The organism is Selenomonas sp. (assembly GCF_057272215.1).
Genome location: NZ_DBHIUY010000011.1, coordinates 44,106 through 66,577, shown reverse-complemented (window position 1 = coordinate 66,577; position 22,472 = coordinate 44,106). Strand labels below are relative to the sequence as shown.

The following is a 22,472-nucleotide window of genomic DNA, read 5'->3' as shown; positions in this document are numbered from 1 at the left end:
TCATGGCTTTTACAAAATGGGAAGCGTTTTTGGAGAATCATATCGAAGGATTCTTTAACAAGAAATTCGGCAGCGCCCTCGAACCTGTCGAGGTGGAGAAAAAACTTGAAAAAGAAATGGCAAATGCAAAGAAGCGCGACAAGAAGAGCAGGCAGGAATGGATTTTGCCAAATCAATATACAATTTTGATGAATGAAGAAGATTGTCACCATCTTTCCTCACAGCGCTTTCTCGATGAGCTTCATGTGCTGGCTGAAAAAAAAGTCATTTTGCTTGACTGCTTTATGGATGGCGGACTGACGATTGCCCTTGAGAAAGATACGTCGCTCTCCCTTGGTCTATGCCGTGTGAAATCTGTCTTTTCCGATATGGTGCAGCGCGTGGCGCAGGCGGTGGAAGAGCAGCATACGATCGTACTGCAGCGGCCGTCGTTTCAGCCGCCGCTCAATTTGCCGACGGAGTATCAGATTGCTTCACTCACGGTTTCAGAAGGTGCGGACAAGGATTCCTACCTTGTATTCGGCGAGAAAAAAATCTTTCTCGGCAGACGTGATCGCAGCGATTTTATACTGACGGATCCCAATGCCTCGCGCGTTCATGCGTCCATTCGCTATGAGCGTCATCGTCATTTTTTGCAGGATGAACAGAGCACGAACGGCACGCTTCTCAATGGGCGTCCTGTGATGGAGGCATGGCTGCGGCATGGCGATGAAATCCAAATCGGGAGTTCCGTTTTGCGTTACGAGGTGATATGATTGCCGGGGTCAGATTTTTTGCTGCGCGTTTTGAGCGTAGTTTTTCAATACGGCATTTTGCTGCTGCTTTTTCGTTTCATTGCACATCTTGCACAAGCGATGTTTCGAGATGCCAAGGATTTGCGCGAAGAAATGAAACCGCGTGAGATTCTGCCCGGTGAAGCTGTGCTGCATGTCGTGGAAGCGGGCGATGAAAGTCTTTCGGGCAAGCGATTTGCTTTTACCGAGGGGATAACCATCGGGCGCAGCGCCGAGAGCGATATTTGTATACCCGATTCGTTTGTGTCGCATCGTCATGCCGTCGTACATCTTGTGAACAATCAATATGTCATCGAAGACATGGGCAGCATGAACCATACATATCTGAACGATACTGTCTTGCAGGGAAAGGCATACTTGAAGCCGGGAGATCTCATACGCATCGGCTTCGTTACACTGAGGTTTGAGAGGTGATTTTTTTGAAAGTCTCAAGAGCGACTGACCGAGGCAGGGTGCGAGAGATCAATGAGGACGCGTGCGCTTTCATACCGCCCGATACATACGTCGTAGCCGACGGCATGGGCGGCTATGCGGCAGGCGAGGTGGCGAGCGCGATGCTCATTGATTCTTTTCGAGAGAGTTTTTCCGATGCAGGACGGGAACGCAGTGAAGAATCCCTGCGTCATGTCGTACAGGCGGCGAATCGCAGGATCTTGCGGGAGGCGGCGGCGAATGCGGCGCAAAACGGCATGGGGACGACGGTTGTAGCCCTGCAGTGTGCCGATGGTACGGCATACTGGGCGCATGTGGGAGACAGCCGCCTGTATCTCCTGCGTGCGGGGGAGCTCAAGTGTCTTACGCACGACCATTCCTTCGTGCAGGATCTTCTGGATCAAGGCTCCATTACGAAAGAAGAAGCGGAACGTCATCCGAAAAAAAATCTTTTGACGCGTGCAGTCGGTGTGGAGGAAAATCTTACAGTTGATACGGGAAGGTTTATCATCGAAGCAGGCGATGTGTTTCTCCTCTGCTCGGACGGATTGACGAATATGGTCAAAGAAGCGGCTATATGTGAGACTTTGCAGGGAGAGTCCGCAGACAAGGCGCGCCGACTCGTTGAGCTGGCACTTTCGGCGGGTGGTTTTGACAATATCACGGCGATTGTTGTGGAATGCGATGAAAGAGCATAGCGGGTATTTGCTTCTGGCTCCGCTCGGCATCCTGCTGCTGGGTGTGGGCGTGCTGCTTTTGCAGCGCATCGTGCCGCTGAGTGATTCCCTGCTCTTGTGGGGCGGCGCCGTTATCGTAAGTACGATTTTGGTATACGTCGCTTTGAGCAGACGCCATGCGGGGACGGATCGAACGCTTTTTCCGGCGGCAATGCTGCTTGCGAGTCTTGGCGTCGTCATGATTGGACGCTTGAAGCCTGCGCTCTTTTTGACGCAGATGCGCTGGCTGCTCCTCGGCGTCCTTGTCTATCTTGCCGTCGTATTCTGCGGCAGGAGGATTCTGCGTCTGCTTTCTTATCCCTATATGCTCGGTATTTTCTGTTTGCTGCTCCTTTGCTCGGCGCTCTTTTTCGGCACGGAGATCGGCGGCAGCCGCAATTGGATCGTATTCGGCTCGTTTGCCGTACAGCCATCGGAATTCGGTAAAATCGTCATCATTATGTTTCTTGCCGCCTATCTGACAGAGCATCGAGAAGTCTTGATATTGCCGCGTCATAAGGTGCTTTGGCTGAAGCTGCCTGTACTTCGCTTTATTGCGCCGCTCCTCTGTATATGGGGCGTCGCCGTTTTGATGTTTGTGGTGCAGCGCGACCTCGGTTCCGCCTTGCTCTTTTTTGGCATAGCGGTGCTCATGACATATATGGCTACGGGGAGAAAGTCGTATGTTGTCCTTGCCTTTGCCGTTTTTTTCGGGGCGGCTGTAATCAGTTATTTCATGTTTTCGCATGTGCGCGTGCGGTTCCATATTTGGCTTGATCCGTGGGCGGATCCTTCGGGCAGCGCATATCAAGTCGTGCAGTCGCTCTTTGCGTTTGGCTCGGGCGGCGTTTGGGGCGCGGGCTTTGCGCACGGACATCCGACATTGATCCCCGAGGTGCATACGGATTTTATTTTTGCGGCGATTGCGGAAGAACTGGGGCTTTTGGGGGCCATTGGCGTCATGCTTGTTTTTGCGCTGTTTTTTTACCGCAGCATACGCATCGCTCTCGCCTGCCGCGAGGGACAAAATATGCTGCTTGCCGCTGGTATTGCCGTCGTGTTTTTCCTGCAAGCCTTCATCATCATCGCGGGCGTGACGAAGTTCTTGCCGCTGACGGGCATAACTTTGCCTTTTGTGAGTTACGGAGGCAGTTCCATGATATCGAGCTTTATCTTACTCGGTATTTTGACTGTGCTTTCTAAAAAGGAGAATCGCTATGGTTGAGCGAAATAATACGAAGTATATCCTGCGCTCCGCTGTATTTCTCCTGTTGCTGTTTTCCGGCTTGGCTCTTTACGTCGTTTATTTACAGGTCTGGAAAGCGGATTGGCTTTCGGAGCATCCGCTGAACCGCCGTGCGGCAGTCGCTGAGGATAGCGTGCAGCGCGGCAGTATCCTGGATCGAAAAGGCGAAGCCTTGGCGCTCAGTCCGACAGCGGGGGAACGGCGTTATCCCTACGGGAAAATCATGGCTCCTGTCACGGGCTATCTTGATGATACGATTGGCAGCACAGGCATCGAAGCCTATAAGGGGGCGGAGCTTTCTGGCAGCAGCCGTCTCTTGGGGCGCTTAGGGCCGATTGCGCAGCTTTTTTCTTCTGCGCACGGCGATGACGTCTATCTTACGATTGACGCCGAGCTGCAGGAAACGGCATACGAGGCGCTCGGGGAGCGACGCGGCGCCGTCGTCATGCTCGATGCGAAGAGCGGTGCAGTGCTTGTACTCGTATCGCGTCCTTCCTTCGATCCGACAGATGTGCAGGCGAGATGGAGCAGTCTGCGTCAGGATGAGGCAAGTCCTCTGCTGAATCGCGCCTTGCAGGGACTCTACCCGCCGGGTTCGACGATCAAGCCGTTGATCCTCGATGCGGCGTTGGAAAATGAAGTTACAGACTTGAAGGAAATATTTACCTGCACCGGAGCGCTCGAAGTGGGCGATTCGGTCATTCATGAAAGCCACGGCGCGGTGCATGGCAGACTCGATGTGGAGCACGCTTTGATCGAATCGTGCAATACGACGTTTGGTACGCTCGCTTTGCGCCTTGGCGGCAAGCGCTTGGCAGATGCTTTTCGGCGATTTGGTTTTGAAGAAACCGTACAGGGTGATTTGGAAGAAGCGGCGGCGCATCTTCCAAACTTTGACGCTCTCGGTCAAGGCGATACGGCGCAGGTTGGCATCGGACAGAGCACTCTTCTCGTCACGCCGCTGCACATGGCGCTGCTTGCCGCAGCGTTTGTCAACGACGGCGTCGTCATGAAGCCGTATCTGGTGGAGCGCGTTGTGACACCCGGCGGCATTACGCTGGAAAAGCATACGAGTGAAAAATGGTTCGAGGCTACGACAGCCGCCCGTGCATCCTTGATTCATGGTTTTATGGAAGAGGTTGTTCGAGAGGGCACGGGAAGGGCGGCGGAGACAATAGGCGCTCGTGTGGCGGGGAAAACAGGTACAGCGGAAAATGCGGGCAAAGATCATGCGTGGTTCATTGGCTCGGCAGAAGTAAACGGCCGCAAGGTGGCGTATGCCATCATCGTAGAAAACAGCGGGGGAGGCGGTGCGGAAGCCGCACCGATCGCAGGAAAGCTGATTAAGAGATTGCAGGATGATTAGGAGGAAGCGCCATGAAACAACGCATTTTGGGCAATCGCTATGAGCTTGTGGAACTCGTCGGAAGCGGCGGCATGGCAGATGTATATAAAGCGCATGATAAACTTTTGGACCGCACGGTAGCGGTCAAGGTGCTTCACGCACAGTTTGCGAGCGATGCGGAATTTGTGGCGCGTTTTCAGCGCGAAGCACAGGGCGCGGCGAAAATGTCGCATCCCAATATCGTCAATATCTATGATGTCGGACAAGAAGGAAAGTACCATTACATTGTTATGGAGTATATTTCCGGACAGACATTGAAAGAAGAACTGGATGCGGGCGGACGCTTGCCGGTCGCTACGGCGCTTGCCATCGCGCGGCAAATCGCTGAGGCGCTCTTTCATGCGCATAAAAATGGTCTTGTTCATTGTGATGTCAAGCCGCATAACATCCTTGTGATGGAGGATGGACGCATCAAGGTAGCTGACTTTGGCATTGCGCGCGCTGTGAGTTCTGTTACGGCGACATATACAGGAAATATCGTCGGCTCCGTTCACTATTTTTCGCCGGAGCAGGCGAAGGGGTCTTCGATCACGCCGAAATCCGACGTCTATTCACTCGGCGTCGTGCTCTATGAAATGCTCACCAGCGAGCTTCCTTTCACGGGGGAGACGCCGGTTGGCATCGCCTTGAAACATTTGCAGGAAGCGCCGCCGGCTGTTTCCGACGTCGATGCTTCCATCCCGCCCTTTGTCGAAGCGCTCGTTTCTGAGCTTATGGCAAAAGATCCGAATCGACGTCCCGACAGTGGAACGGTCGTGCGGCAAATCGCGCAGGATGAAGCGATGCTTGGCGGATCTGCGACTTTGATGCTCGATCCCTATGCGACGCAGGTGCTGCCGCGTGTGCGTGAGGCGGAGGTTGACCCGTCGCTCTTGCCGCATCCGAACGATTGGCAGTCAGAACAGAGGTCGATGTCAGAGCCGAAGAAAAGCACAAAAAAAGCATATCGCTCCAAGACCTTTCTCTTCGTACTCTTTCTTGTGCTTTTCTTTGGATTCTTCACGGGGGCATTCCTCTCTTACGGCAAGTTTTGGAGTACGGAAGAAGTCGTTGTCCCTGATGTGACGGGGCAGACGCTCGCCGTTGCCAAACAGAAACTTGAGGACAAGAGACTGCGCGTGGACATCGCGGAGATGTACGATTCCAATGTGCCGGCAGGGCAGGTTGTCAAGCAGGATCCCGAAGGCGGTTCGAAGGTCAAAGAAGAGCGCCTTGTCACCATCTATGTAAGCAAGGGCGGCGAAGAAGTCAGTATGCTTGAGCTGAAGGGGATGCAAAAGTCCACAGCAGAAACAAAACTTTCAAGCGTCGGTTTGAAACTTGGCGTTGTGACAGAGGAATATTCCTCGCAGCCGATTGGGCAGGTGATCGGACAAGACCCGCGCGCCGGGACGAAGATCAGCAAGGGGCAAGTCGTCGACCTCGTCATCAGCAAGGGAGAGCGGCCGCGCAAGGTCGCCGTGCCGAGTCTTGTCGGCGGCGCGGAAGCATCTGCCAAGGAAGCGATCAAGAATCGCGGTCTGACGGTTGGCTCGGTTACGAAAGAAGAAAGTTCGCAGGCGGCGGGTACGGTTGTGCGCCAAAGTCCGGCGGCGGGCAGTGAGGTCGAAGAAGGAACGAGCGTTGATCTTGTACTTGCGGTCGAGAAGGTGAAAAATACCTCGAAGCCGAAGGACAGTACATCGGACAGCGCAGCCGCCAAGACGCCGGGCAAGGACGCGGAAAGCGGCAAGACAAACCGCTAGACGGATGTGAGGAGGATGGATTGTTGCAGGGGAAAGTGCTCAAAGCACAGAACAGCTTTTTCTATGTCGATACTGGAGAAAGGCTTGTGGAAGCAAAGCTGCGCGGGCGTCTGAAAAAGAATCGCATCTCGATTGTACCCGGTGATGAAGTGGAGCTTGAACTTATCGAAGGCGGCACGGGCGTCATCGAGCGGCGTCGTGAGCGAAGGAGCCTTTTGCGCCGCCCTTTGGTCGCCAATATCGATCAGGTCGTCCTCGTATTCGCCGCGCGTGAGCCGGATATCAATCCCGTGCTTATCGACCGTTTTCTCGTGCTTGCCGAGTGGTCGAAGATCGAACGCATCATCCTCTGCATCAACAAGATGGATTTGTTGGAGGACGATGAGGCGGAAATTCCTGCGCTCGCCGCGCTCTATCGCGAAATCGGCTATCCCGTCTGCCTGCTGTCCGCCGTTACGGGGAGAGGCGTGGCAGACATGCAGTCTCTTGTCGAGGGGAAGACGAGCGTGTTTGCCGGTTCATCGGGGGTGGGAAAGTCCTCTCTTCTGAACTGCATCGCGCCGGGCATCGCCCTTTCTACGGGCGCTGTCAGCGAGAAGATCAAGCGCGGCAGGCATACGACGCGAACGGCACAGCTTCTGCCGTTCGCGGGAGGATTTCTCGTCGATACGCCGGGATTCAGCGCTACGGAGCTTGCCGAGATAGAGCCTTGTGCGCTCCCGGGGCTTTTCCCCGAATTTCGTTCCTTTTTCGGCGCTTGCCGATTTCAGCCCTGCACGCACAGCCACGAGCCGGACTGCGCCGTCAAAGAAGCCGTGCAGACGGGAAGCATTGAAGACTCGCGCTACGCTTCCTATTTGGAAATGCTGCAGCAGAGTGTACAGAGAAAGAAGGTATATCGATGATCCGAGTGGCGCCGTCGATTCTCTCGGCGGATTTCGCGCATCTTGCCGATGAGGTGCAGCGCATTGAAACTGCCGGGGCGGAGTACGTCCATATCGATGTCATGGACGGCGCTTTTGTGCCGAACATCACGTTGGGTTCGCCCGTTGTAAAATCGCTGCGACAGTGCTCTCGTGCTGTTTTTGATGTGCATTTGATGGTCGAGCACCCCGAGGCGCAGATCGCCGCTTTTGCCGAAGCCGGCGCGGATGTCATCACCTTCCATATCGAGGCGGTGCGTCATGCGCATCGCCTCGTGCAGGAGATCAAGGCGCTCGGCTGCAGGGCGGGCGTCGCGCTCAATCCTGCGACGCCGCTCGTCATGATCGAAGAGCTTATGGCAGATATCGACATGGCGCTCATCATGACGGTCAATCCGGGGTTCGGCGGACAGAAGTTCATCCCGTCTATGCTCGAAAAGATTGCGCTTCTGCGCCGTACGGTGGAAGAAAATGATTTCGATCTCGACATCGAGGTAGATGGCGGCGTCAATGCTGAGACTGCGCCGCTCGTAAGAGAAGCGGGAGCGAATATCCTCGTTGCAGGATCTGCCGTCTATGGTGCGAGCGATATAGAAAAAGCGATTCGGGCAATTCGCGGCTGAGGAAGGAGAAGATGCGAATGGAAAAGGCGGTAGTGCTGCTTTCGGGCGGACTCGATTCGACGACTTGCATGGCGGTGGCGAAGGAAGCGGGCAGGGAGCTTTATCCTATCAGCTTCAATTATCATCAGCGGCACAGCATTGAGCTTGAAGGGGCGAAAGAGGTCGCAGCTTTTTATCGGGTGAAGAAGCATCTGATCATTGAAACGAATATGGAACTGATCGGCGGCTCGGCGTTGACGGATCGTGCTATTGCCGTGCCGGAGGGCGATGTTTCCCGCACATCTGTCCCTGTGACGTATGTACCGGCGCGGAATCTGATTTTTTTGAGTTATGCAGTAGGTTACGCTGAGACGATAGGTGCGCGCTATGTCTATATCGGTGTCAACAGCGTCGATTATTCGGGATATCCGGATTGCCGACCGGAGTTCATTCAGCGTTTTCAAGCCGCGGCGGATTATGCGACGGAAGCTGCATCTGCGGGGAAGCGCATCGAGATCGTTGCGCCCTTGCAGAACTTGTCGAAGGCGGAAATCGTGCGCTTGGCGGCGCGTCTTGCCGTACCCTTGGAGCTTACGCACAGCTGCTACAACGGCGGCGAAAAGGCATGCGGCGTTTGCGACAGCTGCAAGCTGCGCCGGCAGGGCTTCGCTCTGGCAGGCATAGAGGATCCCATTGAGTATGAGAAACGATGAAGAGTGATGAAAAAATCATGCTGAAGGATATACAAAAAAGTGCAGATGAGCGCGGCATCGACATTCAGCACGTTGGCATCAAGGATGCGTGTCTGCCGTTTCGCATCAAGACAAAGGCGGGGGACTTCCAGCAAGTTGTGGCGCATGTCCTGTTTACCGTTTCTTTGCCCAAGGAGTATAAGGGCACGCACATGAGCCGCTTCCTGGAAATCTTACAGCGATGGTGCGATAAGCCTGTCGCGGAAGAAGAGATGGAAGCCATGCTGCAGGATGCGCTTAGCCGCTTGGAGGCGGAGACTGCGAAGCTGCGCCTCTCTTTCAAATATTTCGTGGAAAAAGAAGCGCCGAAGAGCAAGCGGACGTCTGTGCTCGATCTCGACTGCTTCTTTGAAGGGGAAAAGCGCATCGGAACCCCGATGGCATTTCGCCTTGGCGTCACGGTTCCGGCAACCTCTCTTTGTCCATGCAGCAAGGCGATCGCAAATTATGGCGCACACAATCAGCGGAGCCTTTTGCAGACTGTCGTCGAGTTCCGACCGTCCGCTCCCTGTATTTTTATCGAGGATCTTGCCGCTCTCATGGAAGCGCAGGCATCATGCCCGATCTATCCGCTCTTGAAGCGTGAAGATGAAAAGTATGTAACGGAAAAAGCATACGAGCAGCCGAAATTTGTTGAGGACATCCTACGCGATGTCGTGCTTGCATTGCGGTCGCTGCCCGAGATTTTTTGGTTCTCCATCGCCTGTGAAAATTTTGAATCCATTCATAACCACAGCGCCTACGCCAGTCATGAGGAATATGTGGGGGATGCGATGCAGATCTCCTGCAAAACACAAAAGATCTGAAGCTGCTGCGGCGAGATTCCTGAGAGGAGGTGTCCGGTGAAAGTGTTCTTCAAGCGTTTTGTCATACCGCTGCTGCTTGTTTTTATCATCTCGGGCGCCGTCATCTACTCGACGGTCGATATTCATACGCTGACAAATCTTACCGCGTTTCAGCCGTGGTCCATCGTCCTTGCGCTTTTTTGTGTGAGTTTGGGACTCACGCTTGACGGCACGCGCCTCATGCACCTCGTGAAAATTTCGGGTGAACATATCACTCTGGGGCAGGCGGTGCAGGTGGTGTTCGGCAACTATTTCCTTGCGCTTTTGACGCCGGGGGCGACGGGCGGCGCCGTGGCGCAGCTCATGTTTCTGCGCCATGCAGGCGTGCCGGCGGGAAAGGCGACAGTTCTCGTCATCGTGCGAACCTTGGTGTCGATCCTCTTTCTCATCTGTTGTATGCCGCTGATCTTTCTGCATGATGCGGGAATCTTGCCCGGCGTGGACAATCATACGCTCATGCTGATCTCCGTCACTGCCTTCGTCGTCATCGTGCTCATCGTGCTTGCTTTCCGCGCAAATGCGCTCGACTACATCGTTTTGCGTCTGACAAAGCGTATGCGCGCAAAGCGGGGCAAGAAGCTCTTGGCATTTTACCGCGATCTCAAGACAGGCGTGCATCTCCTCGCTTCATCACCAAAAAGTATGGTGCGCATCTTCTTTGAGTCGGGGCTGAGTCTTATGTTCATCTATGCCATCGTTCCGTGTCTGCTCTTGGGTCTTGGCGTGACAGAGGCGGATTGGTACACGGTCATGGGGCGTATGATCTTCCTCAACATGCTGCTTTATTTCACGCCGACGCCGGGCGGTTCCGGCGTAGCAGAGGGCGGCTTCGTCTTGCTTTTCGCCGATTCTGTGCCCGCAGGCACCGTCGGCGTCCTCGCTGTTTGCTGGCGGCTGATCGCCGAATATATTCCGTTTTTCATCGGTTTTTATTATACGATCAAGGTCTTTGGCAAGAATTTCCTGCACCGCCAGATAGATGATTCAGTCGAGGGGTAGGGGGATTGGTCTATATTTACACATGAGGAAATATTTCCCTTATATAAGACCGTCCCTTTATGCTTGCTATATTAGGGGTTTTGTTATATAATCATTAGTAGAAGTTGTCTGTTAAAATTTCATACATACGTCATAAGTGTCGCCGATTTATATTGGCGAGCGATGAGAGGAAAATGGGTGAGATGCCCATGCTGTCCCGCAGCTGTAATCGGGGAATTTGTTTCCAAGGGAAACGTTGAAATCGCTGTTTCTTATGAAAGTGCTGAATGATCAGCGCTTCCTGAAATGTCACTGGGAGAAATCCTGGGAAGACGGAAACAAACGATGATCCGAGAGCCAGAAAGCCTGCTTATGATAAGATTCATTGTTTGACTTACGAGAGATAGGGAGATGAATGCCGAGGTGTGTTTCCTATGTGGAGATATGCCGCTGGTATTCTACGCTTTGCAAGAAGTACCGCACGTCTTGTCGTCAGTTGACAGACGTGCGGTTTTCTTATGGAAACGCCGCAAGATCTGCGTTTCTGAATAAAAATCCTTCGCTGAGATTTCGGGAGGATTTTGCAGGAGTAATTTTTGATTTTGTAAGGAGATGAGGTATTGCATTGAAAGGAAAAGAATTGATACGCCGCCTGTGTCAGATGCTCATCACGCTCTTCGGCGTGAGCTTTCTGACATTCAGCCTGACGTATCTCTCGCCGGGCGATCCTGCGGAAATGCTCTTGGAGGTCGGCGATTCCGTCGTGTCACAGGAAACGATTGACGCGACGCGAAAGGAACTCGGCTTGGATCAGCCGTTTCTCGTGCAGTATGGGAGATGGCTGGGCGGCGTGCTGCACGGCGACATGGGACGCTCATATTCGGCGAAGATCCCCGTGTTCGACAAGCTCATGCAGTGCCTGCCGGGCACGCTGGCGCTCGCCGTAGCTGCGACTGCCATGACGGTCTTGATCTCCCTGCCGTTGGGCATCGTCGCAGCCCTTTACCGCAACCGCTGGATTGACTATGTGATCCGCGTGCTGTCGTTCTTCGGCGTCTCGATGCCGGGCTTTTGGATTGGGCTTGTGCTGCTTTACATCTTTGGACTGAAGCTGCACATCTTTCCGATTGCGGGCGGCGATGTTACGCTGCGCGGCATCGTGCTTCCTGCCTTCACACTTGCCATCGTGATGTCGGCGAAGTATACGCGGCAGGTGCGCACGGCTGTCCTCGAAGAGCTGGGACAGGACTATGTGATCGGCGCGAAGGCGCGCGGTCTTTCCATGCAGCGCATCCTTTGGCGTCATGTGCTGCCGAACGCCTGCCTGCCGCTCGTGACGCTCTTGGGGCTTGCTGTCGGCTGGCTCTTGGGCGGCGTAGCCGTCATCGAGATGGTATTCTCGTGGCCGGGACTCGGCAAGATGGCCGTCCATGCGATCGAGATGCGCGACTATCCGCTGGTGCAGGGGTTCGTGCTGTGGATCGCCATACTCTACATGCTCATCAACCTTCTCGTCGATATTTCTTACGCGCAGCTTGATCCGCGCTTGAAGAGAGGGGGACGCTGATGGCAAAGGACAGGAAACTTTTCTATCTTTATTCAGTCTTGGTCGTTCTGCTCATTTTGGCAGCGGTCGTCGCGCCGTATCTGGCGCCGTATGACCCGTATACGTCCTCGATGCAGATGTCGCTTCTGCCGCCGTCCGCAGAGCATCTCTTTGGCACGGACAAGCTCGGCAGGGATTCTTTCACGCGCATCCTTTACGGCATGAGGATTTCCATCGCTATGGCGCTCGGCATCGTCTTCATCATGTCCGTCGTCGGCACGCTCGTCGGCATCATTGCCGGCTTTGTCGGCGGCAAGGTCGACACCTTGCTCATGCGCTTCACGGACATGGTGCTGGCTTTCCCGGGCATTGTGCTCGCCATCGCCATCGCCGGTATGCTCGGCGGCAGCATCGCGAACACAATCTTGGCGCTTTCCGCCGTCGGCTGGACGAGGTACGCGCGACTGGCGCGCAGCTTGACGCTCAAGCTGGCACAGCAGGACTTCCTCGCGGCAGCCGTCACGAACGGCACGCGCACGTCGATGATCATTTGGCGTCACATCGCGCCGAATCTTCTGCCGACGATCATCTTGACGGCGGCGACGGATATCGGCTCTATGATGATGGAGATCGCCGGTCTGTCATTCCTCGGTTTCGGCGCACAGCCGCCGACGCCCGAGTGGGGACTTATGCTCAACGAGGGGCGGCAGTTCATCCAGACAGCGCCCTGGCTCATGGTCTATCCGGGCGTCGCGATCCTCATCGTCGTCGCCATCTTCAATCTCTGGGGCGACAGTCTGCGCGATGTCATGGATCCCAAAAAGGCAAATTAAGAAAGGGGTATTTTTGTGAACAAAATGAAACGATGGCTTTTCCTGGTATTCACCTTGATCTTCTCCGCCGCAATCTTTGCAGGCTGCGGCTCAGACAAGGCGGACACTTCGACGCTCAAGGTCGGCGTGACGAACTTCGCCGACAGCCTGGAGCCGACGGAGAACTATTTCGGCTGGACCGTCATGCGCTACGGCATGGGCGAGGCCTTGGCAAAGTTCGACGAGAAGATGAACGTGCAGCCGTGGCTGGCGGAGAGCTGGAAGATCAGCGACGACCACCTGACGTGGACGTTCAAGATCCGCGACGGCGTGAAGTTCTCGAACGGCAAGGATCTGACGGCGGAAGCGGTCAAGGCGTCCATCGAGCGCGCTTTCGCGAAGAACAAGCGTGCCGAGACGTTTTTCAAGTACAAGGAAATGAAAGCGGAAGGGCAGAACCTCATCATCACGACGGAGAAGCCTGAGCCGAATATGCCGGGCTTCCTCGCTGACCCGCTCTTCCTCATCGTTGATACGACGGCGGAAGGCGAGCGCGACTTTGCGAAGCAGGGTCCGATCTGCACGGGTCCTTATGTCTGCGAATCCTTCACCAAGGAAAAGGCGGTCATGAAGAAGAATCCGCATTACTGGGATGGCGAAGTGCCGTATGAGACGGTCGAGATTCCCTCGATTGACGACCCGAATACGCGCGCCATGGCTCTCCAGTCGGGCGAAGTCGATATGGCTGTGAACATCGGCGCGGGCGACATCGGTCTTTTCAATGACTCCTCGAAGTTCCACATCGACCGCATCGCGTCTCTGCGCGTGGTGCTCGCACGCATCAATCAGAAGGGCGTCTTGGGCGATCCGAAGGTTCGCGCGGCGTTCATCAGCATGTGCGACCGCAAGTCTTACAATGAGGTTATCCTGAAGGGCACCTTCATCGAAGGCAAGGCGCCGATTCCGCCGTCTATGGACTACGGCTTCGACAAGCTCACCGACCCGAACCACTACGATGTAGAGCGCGCCAAGAAGCTGCTTGATGAAGCCGGCTGGAAGGATACGAATGGCGACGGCATCCGCGACAAGGACGGCAAGCCGCTGAGCGTCGATTTCGTCATTTACAACAGCCGCGCCGAGCTGCCCATCTATGCGGAAGCCGTGCAGGCGGATGCCAAGAAGGTCGGCATTGACGTCAAGATCAAGAGCGTTGACTACAACCTCATCGACAAGATGGGCATCAACGGTGAATATGATCTCCTGATTTCCAATATCACGACGGCAAACACGGGCGATCCTGAGATCTTCCTCAACTGGTACTGGCGCACGAACAAGGACGGCGACAACCCGCAGAACGGCTCGGGCTACAGCAATCCTGCGCTCGACGCGAAGTTCGCCGAGCTTTCCACGGAGTTTGACAAGGCGAAGCGCCGCCAGCTCATGATCGACATCCAGCAGATCATCATGAACGATGGCGCGGGGCTCTTCCTCGGCTATCCTGAGACGAACATCATCAGCTCGACGAAGATCACGGGTGCGAAGATGTATCCGTCCGACTACTATTGGGTGACGAACAAGATCCGCCCGGCGAAGTGAGGAGAAAGGAAGAACGATATGCTTCTTGAGGTTAAGAACCTCCATATCCAGTATGCCGGAACCGAGATGGTGCATGGCATAAGTTTTTCCCTCGATTCCGGCGAAGTATTGTCACTCGTGGGCGAGAGCGGCAGCGGCAAGACCAGCGTCATACGCGCGGTCTTGGGCTGCCTCCCCCACGAGGGGCGCGTGAATGAAGGCGAGATCATTTTTTCCGGCGTGAACATGCTGGAAAATACGCCGAAGATGTGGCGCGACATCAGCGGGCGCAACATCTCGATGATTTTTCAGGACAGCGGCAGCATGATGAATCCCATCCGCACGATCGGCAGTCAGTTTGTCGAATACATCCTTGAGCACAGCTCGATGGAGCCGAAGAAGGCGGAAAAAGAGGCGAAAGAAATGCTGGAAAAGATGCAGCTTCCGAATCCGGATACCATCATGGACAGTTTTCCTTTTGAGCTTTCGGGCGGTATGCGTCAGCGCGTCGGCGTCGCTATGGCGATGTTCTTTCGGCCGCAGCTTCTCTTGGCGGATGAGCCGACCTCGGCGCTTGACGTCACGACGCAGGCGCAGGTGGTCAAAGAACTCATGAAGATCTGCCGCGAGGACGGTACAGCCATCATCCTCGTCACGCATAACCTTGGCGTTGCGACGTATATGTCGGACAAGATCATGGTCATGCAGAACGGGCATGTGGTGGAAGAGGGGACGTCTGAGGCGATCATTGAAAATCCGCAGGCGGATTATACGAAGGAACTCCTGCATTCCGTACCGCAGATCGGAGGTATGTCGTATGCCAGTTAAAAACGAAGAAGTTTTACGCATCGAACATATCACGAAGCGTTTCCCTACAGCTGACGGCCGCGCACTCACGGCATGTGACGATGTGAGCTTCTCCCTCCGCAAGGGGGAGACGCTCGGCATCGTGGGCGAGAGCGGCTGCGGCAAGAGTACGCTGGTCAAGACGCTTATGCAGCTGCATAAGCCGACGGAAGGAAAGATTTTTCTTCGGGATAAGGAGATTACTTCTCTTACGGGAGAGGACGCCCGGCAAAATCGCCGCAGCATCCAGATGGTCTTTCAAGATCCCGGCACGGCGTTCAATCCCAAGATGAAGATCAAGGATATTCTTGCCGAGCCTTTGCGTAATTTCGATCTTTTGAAAACGAGTGCGGCGGAGAAGGCGAAGGAGTTGCTGCACCTTGTCGAGCTGCCCTCAGAATTTGCCGAGCGTTATCCCGGCAATATGAGCGGCGGACAGAGGCAGCGCGTCGGCATCGCGCGCGCACTGGCGCTGGAGCCGGAGATCCTTGTTTGCGACGAGGCGACGAGTGCGCTGGATGTTTCGGTGCAGGAAAAGGTCGTCGAGCTTTTGGCAAGATTGCAGAAGGAGAAGGGCATATCCATCCTCTTCATCTGTCACGATTTGGCGCTTGTATCGCTTTTGACGCACCGCGTCGTCGTCATGTATCTCGGCAATGTCGTCGAGATCCTGCAGGCGAAGGATTTGCCCGAGGCGAAGCATCCCTATACGCAGGCATTGATGAAGTCGGTTTTCCCGCTGCAGCCCAAGGGTGAAGCGGATGTCCGTCTGCTTCGCGGAGAGATACCCAGTCCGCTCGATGTGCCGCAGGGATGCCCCTTCCAAAACCGCTGCGACCAATGTATGCCTGTTTGCAAAGAGACGAAGCCTAAGCGCAGAGAATTTGCATCGGGACATGTCGTAGCATGTCATCTGTTTTCTGAAGGTGAAGCGGAAGCAAAGGGAGCTTGAGACGATTTATGACATGGACTGCCCACGACCGCAAGTATCTTGCGATCGCTATGCCTGCCGCCCTGGAAGGCGTCTTTATGAATCTCCTGAGTATGGCGGATCTCATCATGGTCGGCGCCTTGGGAACGCTTTCCATCGCTGCTATCGGCATATTTGAGCAGCCGCGCATGGTACTCTTGACCGTCGCTCGATCCTTCGCCTCTGTGCTCGTGCTCTTGACAGCGCGGCGCGTGGGTGCGGGAAACCGTAAGGGGGCGGGAGAGGTGCTCGTGCATTCCGTATTTGTTACAGCGCCGATTCTCGCCGCCATGCATCTGGGCGCGTTTTTCTTCTTGGAGGATGTGCTTTTCGTCGCGGGCGTCAAGGAAGAATATCTTGCTCTTGCCGTATCGTATGCGACGATTGCGGTTGCTGCGGTATTTTTCCTTTCCCTAGCGACGCTTCTGCAGGCCGTGCTCATCGGGTTCGGCAATACGGCGCTCGTTCTTGCTATCAATGTGGCGAGCAATGTTCTCAATGTCATAGGCAATGCGTTTTTGATCTTTGGTCTGGGTCCCTTTCCTGCGCTTGGCGTCGAGGGGGCAGCGATTGCTACGCTCTTAGGCGCTTTCTTTGCTTTTGCTGCAACATTGATCGCGCTTTTTGGCATGGGTGTTTTCTCCGAGGTGCAGCAGATTTTTCCCGATCTGCCGTTTCTGCGGGAGTTTGGCAGGCTTTTTACCGGCATTTTCGGTGAAATGGGCTGTGAGCGCGTCGGCATGGTGCTTTATTCGCGCATGGCGGCGGAGCTTGGTACGATTCCTTTTGCTGTCCACAGTATATGTATGAATTTCTGTGACCTCTACTACGGCTTCGCGCAAGGCATGGGAAAGGCGAGCATGGTGCTCGCAGGCCAGGCCTGCGGCGCACGGCGCGTGCAGGGATGGCGCGCCTACCTGCGTGCAGGCGTCAAGTGGGGATTGGGGTTTTCTCTGCTCGCTGCTCTTTTGACGGCGATTTTTTCCAGCTCCATCATCGGCCTGTATGACAGCGATCCTGCGGTCATCGGCATGGGGACGCCGATCATGCTCTTTGTAGCGGCAGTCAGCTTCCCCGAGGCTTTGGCGCTGATCTTTGCCGGCGTTTTGCGCGGCAGCGGCAAAACGGGGCAGGTGGCGATGTGCTATTTCGTCAGTGTGACATTCCTGCGCCCGATATTCACGGCGTTCCTGCTCTATGGGCTGGGGCTTGGAATCTTGGGCGCATGGATTGCGCTGCTCTTTGACCAATGTTTGCGGGCCGTTTCGTCGGGGTTTCTCGTGCGGCGGGTGCGTGTTGCAGCGTTGATGGGCAAAGGGTAGCCGAACCTATTGCATAGAAAAAGTCGAGATGTGATTTTTCATCGCTTCTCGACTTTTTTTGTGGAATTTTTGATAAAAGGAGGACAATCTCTTGACGGAATGGCATTTTCGGTTTATTCTCTGTTCAAAGCGATTGCATAGAAACATCCTAGTAGAAGTGGAAAAGAGGCTGTAAGGAATGGAAAGACAGAAAAGGGTTTTGGCGATACATGATATTTCGGGCGTGGGGAAGTGTTCGCTGACGGTGGCTTTGCCGATCATTTCGGCGGCAGGCGTCGAGTGTTCGGTGCTGCCGACGGCGGTCTTATCGACGCATACGGGCGGCTTTACAGGCTTCACCTATCGGGATCTGACCGAGGATATTTCGCCGATGGTCGCGCATTGGCAGGCGCTCCATTTGAAATTTGACGGCATTTACACAGGCTTTCTCGGCTCTTTTGAGCAGATCAAGCTCGTCGGCGATGCCTTTTCCGCCTTGGCGGACAAGGATACGCTGCTCGTCGTCGATCCTGTCATGGCGGACGGCGGCAAACTCTATACGAGCTTCGATATGACATTCCCACCGGCGATGAAGGGGCTTTGCTCTAAGGCGGACGTCATTCTGCCCAATATGACAGAGGCGGCGTTCATGCTTGGGGAGCCTTACGAGGATGGGCCGTATACGCAGGCGTATGTGGACGGCTTGCTGCATCGGCTGGCAGAGGAGATTTCTGTCAAATACATCGTGCTGACGGGCGTATATTTTGATGATAAAGAACTCGGTGCAGCGGTTTATGATGCGGTGTCTGATGAGGTTCAATACGTCCTTGGCGAAAACATTCCGGGCAGTTACCACGGTACGGGGGATGTGTTCGGCAGTGCATTCATCGGCGCGGCAGTCAGCGGCAGGTCGATGGTGGAAGCTGCACGCATCGCCGTCGATTATACGGTAGACTGCATCGCTTGGACGAAGGAAGCGGGTACGGACATTCGCTACGGCGTCAATTTTGAGCGCTATCTTGGCAGTTACAGCAGAAAATTAGGGTTATAAGGGAAAAACAAGGGGATTGTGCCGGATCTGGCGCAATCCCCTTTTATGTGTTCCAGAGATAAGCGCGGCACCAAAAGGCATTGAAAAGAAGGAGTGCGGCAGACAGGAAGAAAAGGCTCGGGATGCTCAGCGCCGCAGCGATATGGCCGCCGAGAATGGAGCCGAGGAACATGCCGATGAATTGAAACGTCTGTGTGACGCCGTAGACGCGACCGAAGGCTTCTTCCGGCGTATAGCGGCGAATCAAGGCGTTGATGACGGGCAGAAGTCCAGCCGTTGCAATCCCCATGCAAAAGCGCAGGCAGCCAAGTTCTCCTGGCGTGCGGGCGACTCCCTGCAGGACGAGTGTAAGAGCGGCAAGAAGAAGCGATGCGAAGAGAATACGCGCTTCGCCTTTGTGGTCGGCAAGATCGCCGATGCGCGAGGCGCTGATCATGCCGGCAAAGCCGGATGCGGAGAAGATGCAGCCGGCGACCAGTGCGATAGGGACGCCGCCGTCGGAAAGCTCGGATACATAGAGCGTAAGCACGGGAAGAATCGAGATGATGGCAAATTGTACGAGAAGTGTCGTGAGAAAAAGACCGAGAATCAAATGGGGAGAACGAAGACTTTTTGCGGCGGCAGTCCATGTGATTTGTTTTCTTGCTGAGGTTGGCTGAAACGTTTCCCGCACGAAGAGAATGGCGAGGAATCCGAGAATGCAAAGGCCGCCCATGACGAAAAAGCTGCCGCGATAGCCGACAAAGCCTGAGAGCCAGCCGCCGAAAAGAGGACCGATGAGTGCGCCTGGGACTTGTCCTGTGAAGTAGATGCTCAAAGCCCAAGCAGAATGTTCCTGCGGCGTTTCCTGTGCGATGAGCGGTATGCACGCGCCTTGGAAACCGCTGAGCGCCCCTTGTAAAAGGCGCAGAAGCGTGAGATGCCCGACGTTTTGCGCCAAGCCCATGCCAGCGAATACGAAAGCGAGCCAAAAACTCGCGCGCAGAGCCATGCGCTTTCTCCCATAGCGGTCGGAAAGCCGTCCCCAAATCGGCGAAAAGATCGCCAGCATCAAAAAGTTTCCGCTGAATATGATGCCCGCCCAACGTGCCACCTCATCCGTATCCGTGATGCCGAGGTCGCTGATGTAAAGCGGCAGGATGGGGGCAAGCTGACTCGTACCGACGGAGACGATGAATGTAGCACAGGAGCAAATATAGAGATTGCGCTTCCAGATTTCCATGCGATCACCTTTTTATATCCCCCTGTGGGGGTTATTTCGTGTTTAGTATAGCACGTTTTTTCCGAAAAGAAAATATTTCCCGTTTGCTTTGTAAAAGCGCGTTGCTGCAAAGGTTTACAAGAACGCGGCAATTATGCTATAATGCTTTAGGTATTTCAAGTGTTTCCGCGGCTACGACACCGATTTTCTCCGACGATACCGTGGCTGTAGGAGGAAAAGATTTTAGTAGGAGGGCTATTTATGCTGACACAGGAAGCAAAGCAGAGGATTATCGAGGAAAATGCTGTTCATGAGGGCGATACGGGTTCGCCTGAGGTGCAGATCGCGCTCTTGACGGCACGCATCGTCTATTTGACGGAACACCTCAAGGAGCATAAGAAGGATCATCATTCGAGACGCGGTCTTTTGAAGATGGTCGGTCATCGCCGGAGACTTTTGAGCTATCTTTACAACAGCGATATCGAGCGCTATCGTGCAATCATCGCGAAGCTGAACTTGAGAAAGTAAGAAAAGGGCGGGGATTTATCCCCGCTTTTTTGTATATGGCAAGGATAATTCATTTTTTTGTCGAATAGGAATATGAATCAAAGACAAAGGTAGAAAATAGGAGGAACTCAGATGCAGAGTTTTGAAATGCAGCTTGGCGGTCGTTCGCTGATCATCGAGCAGGGAAAGATGGCGAAGCAGGCGAACGGATCCGTGCTTGTGCGCTATGGTGATACGGTGGTGCTTGTTGCAGCGACGGCGTCGTCGGAGCCGCGCGAGGGCGTGGACTTTTTTCCGCTGACCGTGGATTTCGAGGAGAAGATGTACGCCGCCGGCAAGATTCCGGGCGGTTTCATCAAGCGCGAGGGTCGTCCGAGTGAGTCGGCGATTCTTTGCAGCCGCTTGATTGATCGTCCGATTCGTCCGCTCTTTCCCGAAGGCTTTCGGAACGATGTGCAGATCATCGCGACGGTCCTTTGCGTTGAGCAGGACAATGCGCCGGAGATCGCCGGCATGATCGGCGCTTCGTGCGCTCTGTGCATCTCCGATATTCCGTTTGGCGGTCCGATCGCGGGCGTCAAGGTCGGTCGTGTAGACGGCGCGTTCGTCGTCAATCCGACGGAGGCGCAGCGTGCGGTTTCCGACTTGAATCTGACGGTGGCAGGTTCGCATGACGCCGTCATGATGGTGGAGGCGGGCGCGAACGAGCTTCCCGAAGAGGTCATCTTGGAGGCGATTCTCTTCGGACATAAAGAGATCCGGCGTATCGTTGAATTTCAGCAGGAGATCGTCGCCGCTTGCGGTAAGGAGAAGCGGCAGGTGAAGCTCTTCCTTGCGCCGGCAGAGCTCGATCAGGCGATTCGCGATTATGCCGCCGCACGTCTTGACGAAGCCGTACGCAATCCCGACAAGCTGGCGCGTGACGAGAATATCGCCGCCATCGGTGCGGAGGTGCTTGAGCATTTTCTCGCGGATTATCCGGAAAATGTCAAGGAGATCGCCGCTGTCACGCACAAGATTGTCAAAGAGAGCGTGCGCCGCATGATTACGCATGAGAAGATTCGTCCCGATGGGCGCGCGCTCGATGAGGTGCGCCCGGTGAGCTGTGAAGTTGGTCTTTTGCCTCGTACGCATGGCTCCGGGCTTTTCACGCGCGGACAGACGCAGGTCCTCACGATCACGACGCTCGGCTCCATTGGTGACGAGCAGATCATCGACGGCTTGGGACCCGAGCAGTCGAAGCACTACATCCATCAGTACAATTTCCCCGGTTACAGTGTCGGCGAGGCACGTCCGGCGCGAGGACCCGGCAGACGTGAGATCGGACACGGAGCCTTGGCGGAGCGCGCTCTTTTGCCCATGCTTCCGTCGTTGGAGGAGTTCCCCTATACCGTGCGTCTTGTATCGGAGGTTTTGGAGTCGAACGGCTCAAGCTCTATGGGCAGCGTCTGCGGCAGCACGCTCTCTCTGATGCATGCAGGCGTTCCGATCAAGCGCCCTGTTTCAGGCGTCGCTATGGGTCTTGTCAAGGACGGCGATCAATATACGATATTGACGGATATTCAAGGCATGGAAGACGCTTTGGGCGATATGGATTTCAAGGTCGCGGGCACGGAAAAGGGCGTGACGGCGATCCAGATGGATATCAAGATCGCCGGCATCACACGCGACATCTTGCTCGCGGCGCTTTCGCAGGCGAAGCGCGGTCGTGCTTTTATCTTGGATAAGATGCTCGCGGTCATCGACAAGCCGGCGGCGGAGCTTTCGCCGTATGCGCCGCGCGTCACGGTCATGAAGATTCATGTGGACAAGATTCGCGAGGTCATTGGCTCGGGCGGCAAGACGATCAAGAAGATCATCGACGAGACGGGCGTGCAGATTGATATTCAAGAGGACGGCACGATCTTCATTTCAGCTGTCGATGGTGATAGCGCCAAGAAGGCGCAGCAGATCATCGAGGATATCGTGCGCGATGTAGAAGTGGGCGCCGTCTATAAAGGCAAGGTCACACGCATCATGAATTTCGGCGCTTTCGTCGAGATCCTGCCGGGCAAGGAAGGTCTCTGCCATATCTCGCAGCTTGCTCGCCATCGTGTCGCACAGGTCGAGGACGTCGTGCATGAAGGCGATGAGCTTGAGGTTAAAGTCGTAGAGATTGATAAACAGGGGCGCGTAAATCTCTCGCACAAGGTTCTGCTCTAATTACAGCGGATGGTCTAAAAGGC

General features: G+C 54.9%; 21 protein-coding genes and 1 riboswitch. Of the genes, 20 read left to right on the top strand and 1 reads right to left on the bottom strand.

Annotated features, from left to right (window positions below):
• The first annotated feature begins 2 nt into the window (after window positions 1-2).
• The 18 genes from ACO5Z0_RS10150 (at window position 3) to ACO5Z0_RS10065 (ending at window position 18,539) form a co-directional block, all read left to right on the top strand.
• Window positions 3-755 (top strand): FHA domain-containing protein, encoded by a 753-nt coding sequence (locus tag ACO5Z0_RS10150; protein WP_485650210.1) that lies wholly within the window; start codon window positions 3-5, stop codon window positions 753-755.
• A 30-nt stretch (window positions 756-785) separates the two neighbouring features.
• Window positions 786-1,208 (top strand): FHA domain-containing protein, encoded by a 423-nt coding sequence (locus ACO5Z0_RS10145; protein ID WP_485650209.1) that lies wholly within the window; start codon window positions 786-788, stop codon window positions 1,206-1,208.
• Window positions 1,205-1,924, top strand: coding sequence for a Stp1/IreP family PP2C-type Ser/Thr phosphatase (locus ACO5Z0_RS10140; RefSeq protein WP_442673494.1), 720 nt, complete (start codon window positions 1,205-1,207; stop codon window positions 1,922-1,924). The genes ACO5Z0_RS10145 and ACO5Z0_RS10140 overlap by 4 nt, the downstream gene beginning before the upstream one ends.
• Window positions 1,911-3,167 carry an FtsW/RodA/SpoVE family cell cycle protein gene (locus tag ACO5Z0_RS10135; protein WP_485650208.1) on the top strand — a complete coding sequence of 419 codons (1,257 nt, stop codon included), beginning with the start codon at window positions 1,911-1,913 and terminating at the stop codon, window positions 3,165-3,167. Before ACO5Z0_RS10140 ends, ACO5Z0_RS10135 begins: the two co-directional genes overlap by 14 nt.
• Window positions 3,160-4,554 carry a peptidoglycan D,D-transpeptidase FtsI family protein gene (locus ACO5Z0_RS10130; RefSeq protein WP_485650207.1) on the top strand — a complete coding sequence of 465 codons (1,395 nt, stop codon included), beginning with the start codon at window positions 3,160-3,162 and terminating at the stop codon, window positions 4,552-4,554. The genes ACO5Z0_RS10135 and ACO5Z0_RS10130 overlap by 8 nt, the downstream gene beginning before the upstream one ends.
• Before the next feature lie 11 nt (window positions 4,555-4,565).
• Window positions 4,566-6,338, top strand: coding sequence for a Stk1 family PASTA domain-containing Ser/Thr kinase (pknB, locus tag ACO5Z0_RS10125; RefSeq protein ID WP_485650206.1), 1,773 nt, complete (start codon window positions 4,566-4,568; stop codon window positions 6,336-6,338).
• A gap of 20 nt (window positions 6,339-6,358) precedes the next feature.
• Complete coding sequence (gene rsgA / locus ACO5Z0_RS10120) at window positions 6,359-7,243, top strand: ribosome small subunit-dependent GTPase A (protein ID WP_485650205.1); 885 nt, start codon at window positions 6,359-6,361, stop codon at window positions 7,241-7,243.
• Window positions 7,240-7,884 carry a ribulose-phosphate 3-epimerase gene (rpe, locus tag ACO5Z0_RS10115; protein ID WP_485650204.1) on the top strand — a complete coding sequence of 215 codons (645 nt, stop codon included), beginning with the start codon at window positions 7,240-7,242 and terminating at the stop codon, window positions 7,882-7,884. The genes rsgA and rpe overlap by 4 nt, the downstream gene beginning before the upstream one ends.
• A gap of 17 nt (window positions 7,885-7,901) precedes the next feature.
• Window positions 7,902-8,576 carry a 7-cyano-7-deazaguanine synthase QueC gene (gene queC / locus ACO5Z0_RS10110; protein ID WP_485650203.1) on the top strand — a complete coding sequence of 225 codons (675 nt, stop codon included), beginning with the start codon at window positions 7,902-7,904 and terminating at the stop codon, window positions 8,574-8,576.
• Window positions 8,577-8,593: 17 nt separating this feature from the next.
• Window positions 8,594-9,421: a GTP cyclohydrolase FolE2 gene (folE2, locus tag ACO5Z0_RS10105; RefSeq protein WP_485650202.1), complete on the top strand. Its 828-nt coding sequence runs from the start codon at window positions 8,594-8,596 to the stop codon at window positions 9,419-9,421.
• 36 nt (window positions 9,422-9,457) lie between these two features.
• On the top strand, window positions 9,458-10,459 hold the full coding sequence (locus ACO5Z0_RS10100; RefSeq protein WP_442673301.1) for a lysylphosphatidylglycerol synthase transmembrane domain-containing protein: 1,002 nt from the start codon (window positions 9,458-9,460) through the stop codon (window positions 10,457-10,459).
• A 117-nt stretch (window positions 10,460-10,576) separates the two neighbouring features.
• A riboswitch (cobalamin riboswitch) is annotated at window positions 10,577-10,826 on the top strand.
• Between the two features lie 237 nt (window positions 10,827-11,063).
• On the top strand, window positions 11,064-12,005 hold the full coding sequence (nikB, locus tag ACO5Z0_RS10095; protein ID WP_485650201.1) for a nickel ABC transporter permease: 942 nt from the start codon (window positions 11,064-11,066) through the stop codon (window positions 12,003-12,005).
• Window positions 12,005-12,817 carry a nickel transporter permease gene (gene nikC / locus ACO5Z0_RS10090; RefSeq protein ID WP_485650200.1) on the top strand — a complete coding sequence of 271 codons (813 nt, stop codon included), beginning with the start codon at window positions 12,005-12,007 and terminating at the stop codon, window positions 12,815-12,817. Before nikB ends, nikC begins: the two co-directional genes overlap by 1 nt.
• 24 nt (window positions 12,818-12,841) lie before the next feature.
• The gene (locus tag ACO5Z0_RS10085) at window positions 12,842-14,392 is read left to right on the top strand and encodes an ABC transporter substrate-binding protein (protein WP_485650199.1); all 1,551 of its coding nucleotides are present in this window, start codon (window positions 12,842-12,844) and stop codon (window positions 14,390-14,392) included.
• Between the two features lie 18 nt (window positions 14,393-14,410).
• A complete protein-coding gene (locus ACO5Z0_RS10080; protein ID WP_485650198.1) occupies window positions 14,411-15,199 on the top strand; it encodes an ABC transporter ATP-binding protein in 789 nt (262 codons plus the stop codon).
• On the top strand, window positions 15,189-16,169 hold the full coding sequence (locus ACO5Z0_RS10075; RefSeq protein ID WP_485650197.1) for an ABC transporter ATP-binding protein: 981 nt from the start codon (window positions 15,189-15,191) through the stop codon (window positions 16,167-16,169). The genes ACO5Z0_RS10080 and ACO5Z0_RS10075 overlap by 11 nt, the downstream gene beginning before the upstream one ends.
• Window positions 16,166-17,509 (top strand): MATE family efflux transporter, encoded by a 1,344-nt coding sequence (locus tag ACO5Z0_RS10070; RefSeq protein ID WP_485650196.1) that lies wholly within the window; start codon window positions 16,166-16,168, stop codon window positions 17,507-17,509. The genes ACO5Z0_RS10075 and ACO5Z0_RS10070 overlap by 4 nt, the downstream gene beginning before the upstream one ends.
• A 178-nt stretch (window positions 17,510-17,687) precedes the next feature.
• The gene (locus ACO5Z0_RS10065) at window positions 17,688-18,539 is read left to right on the top strand and encodes a pyridoxamine kinase (RefSeq protein WP_485650195.1); all 852 of its coding nucleotides are present in this window, start codon (window positions 17,688-17,690) and stop codon (window positions 18,537-18,539) included.
• Window positions 18,540-18,582: 43 nt separating this feature from the next.
• Here the strand turns inward: ACO5Z0_RS10065 and ACO5Z0_RS10060 are convergent, their stop codons facing one another.
• Entirely contained in the window at window positions 18,583-19,761 is a 1,179-nt protein-coding gene (locus ACO5Z0_RS10060) for an MFS transporter (RefSeq protein ID WP_485650194.1), read from the bottom strand.
• 240 nt (window positions 19,762-20,001) lie between these two features.
• On the opposite strand from ACO5Z0_RS10060, the gene rpsO reads away from it, so the two are divergent.
• Entirely contained in the window at window positions 20,002-20,268 is a 267-nt protein-coding gene (gene rpsO, locus ACO5Z0_RS10055; RefSeq protein ID WP_442673181.1) for a 30S ribosomal protein S15, read from the top strand.
• A 111-nt stretch (window positions 20,269-20,379) separates the two neighbouring features.
• Window positions 20,380-22,449, top strand: a complete 2,070-nt coding sequence (locus tag ACO5Z0_RS10050; RefSeq protein WP_485650193.1) for a polyribonucleotide nucleotidyltransferase — start codon at window positions 20,380-20,382, stop codon at window positions 22,447-22,449.
• Window positions 22,450-22,472: the final 23 nt, after the last annotated feature.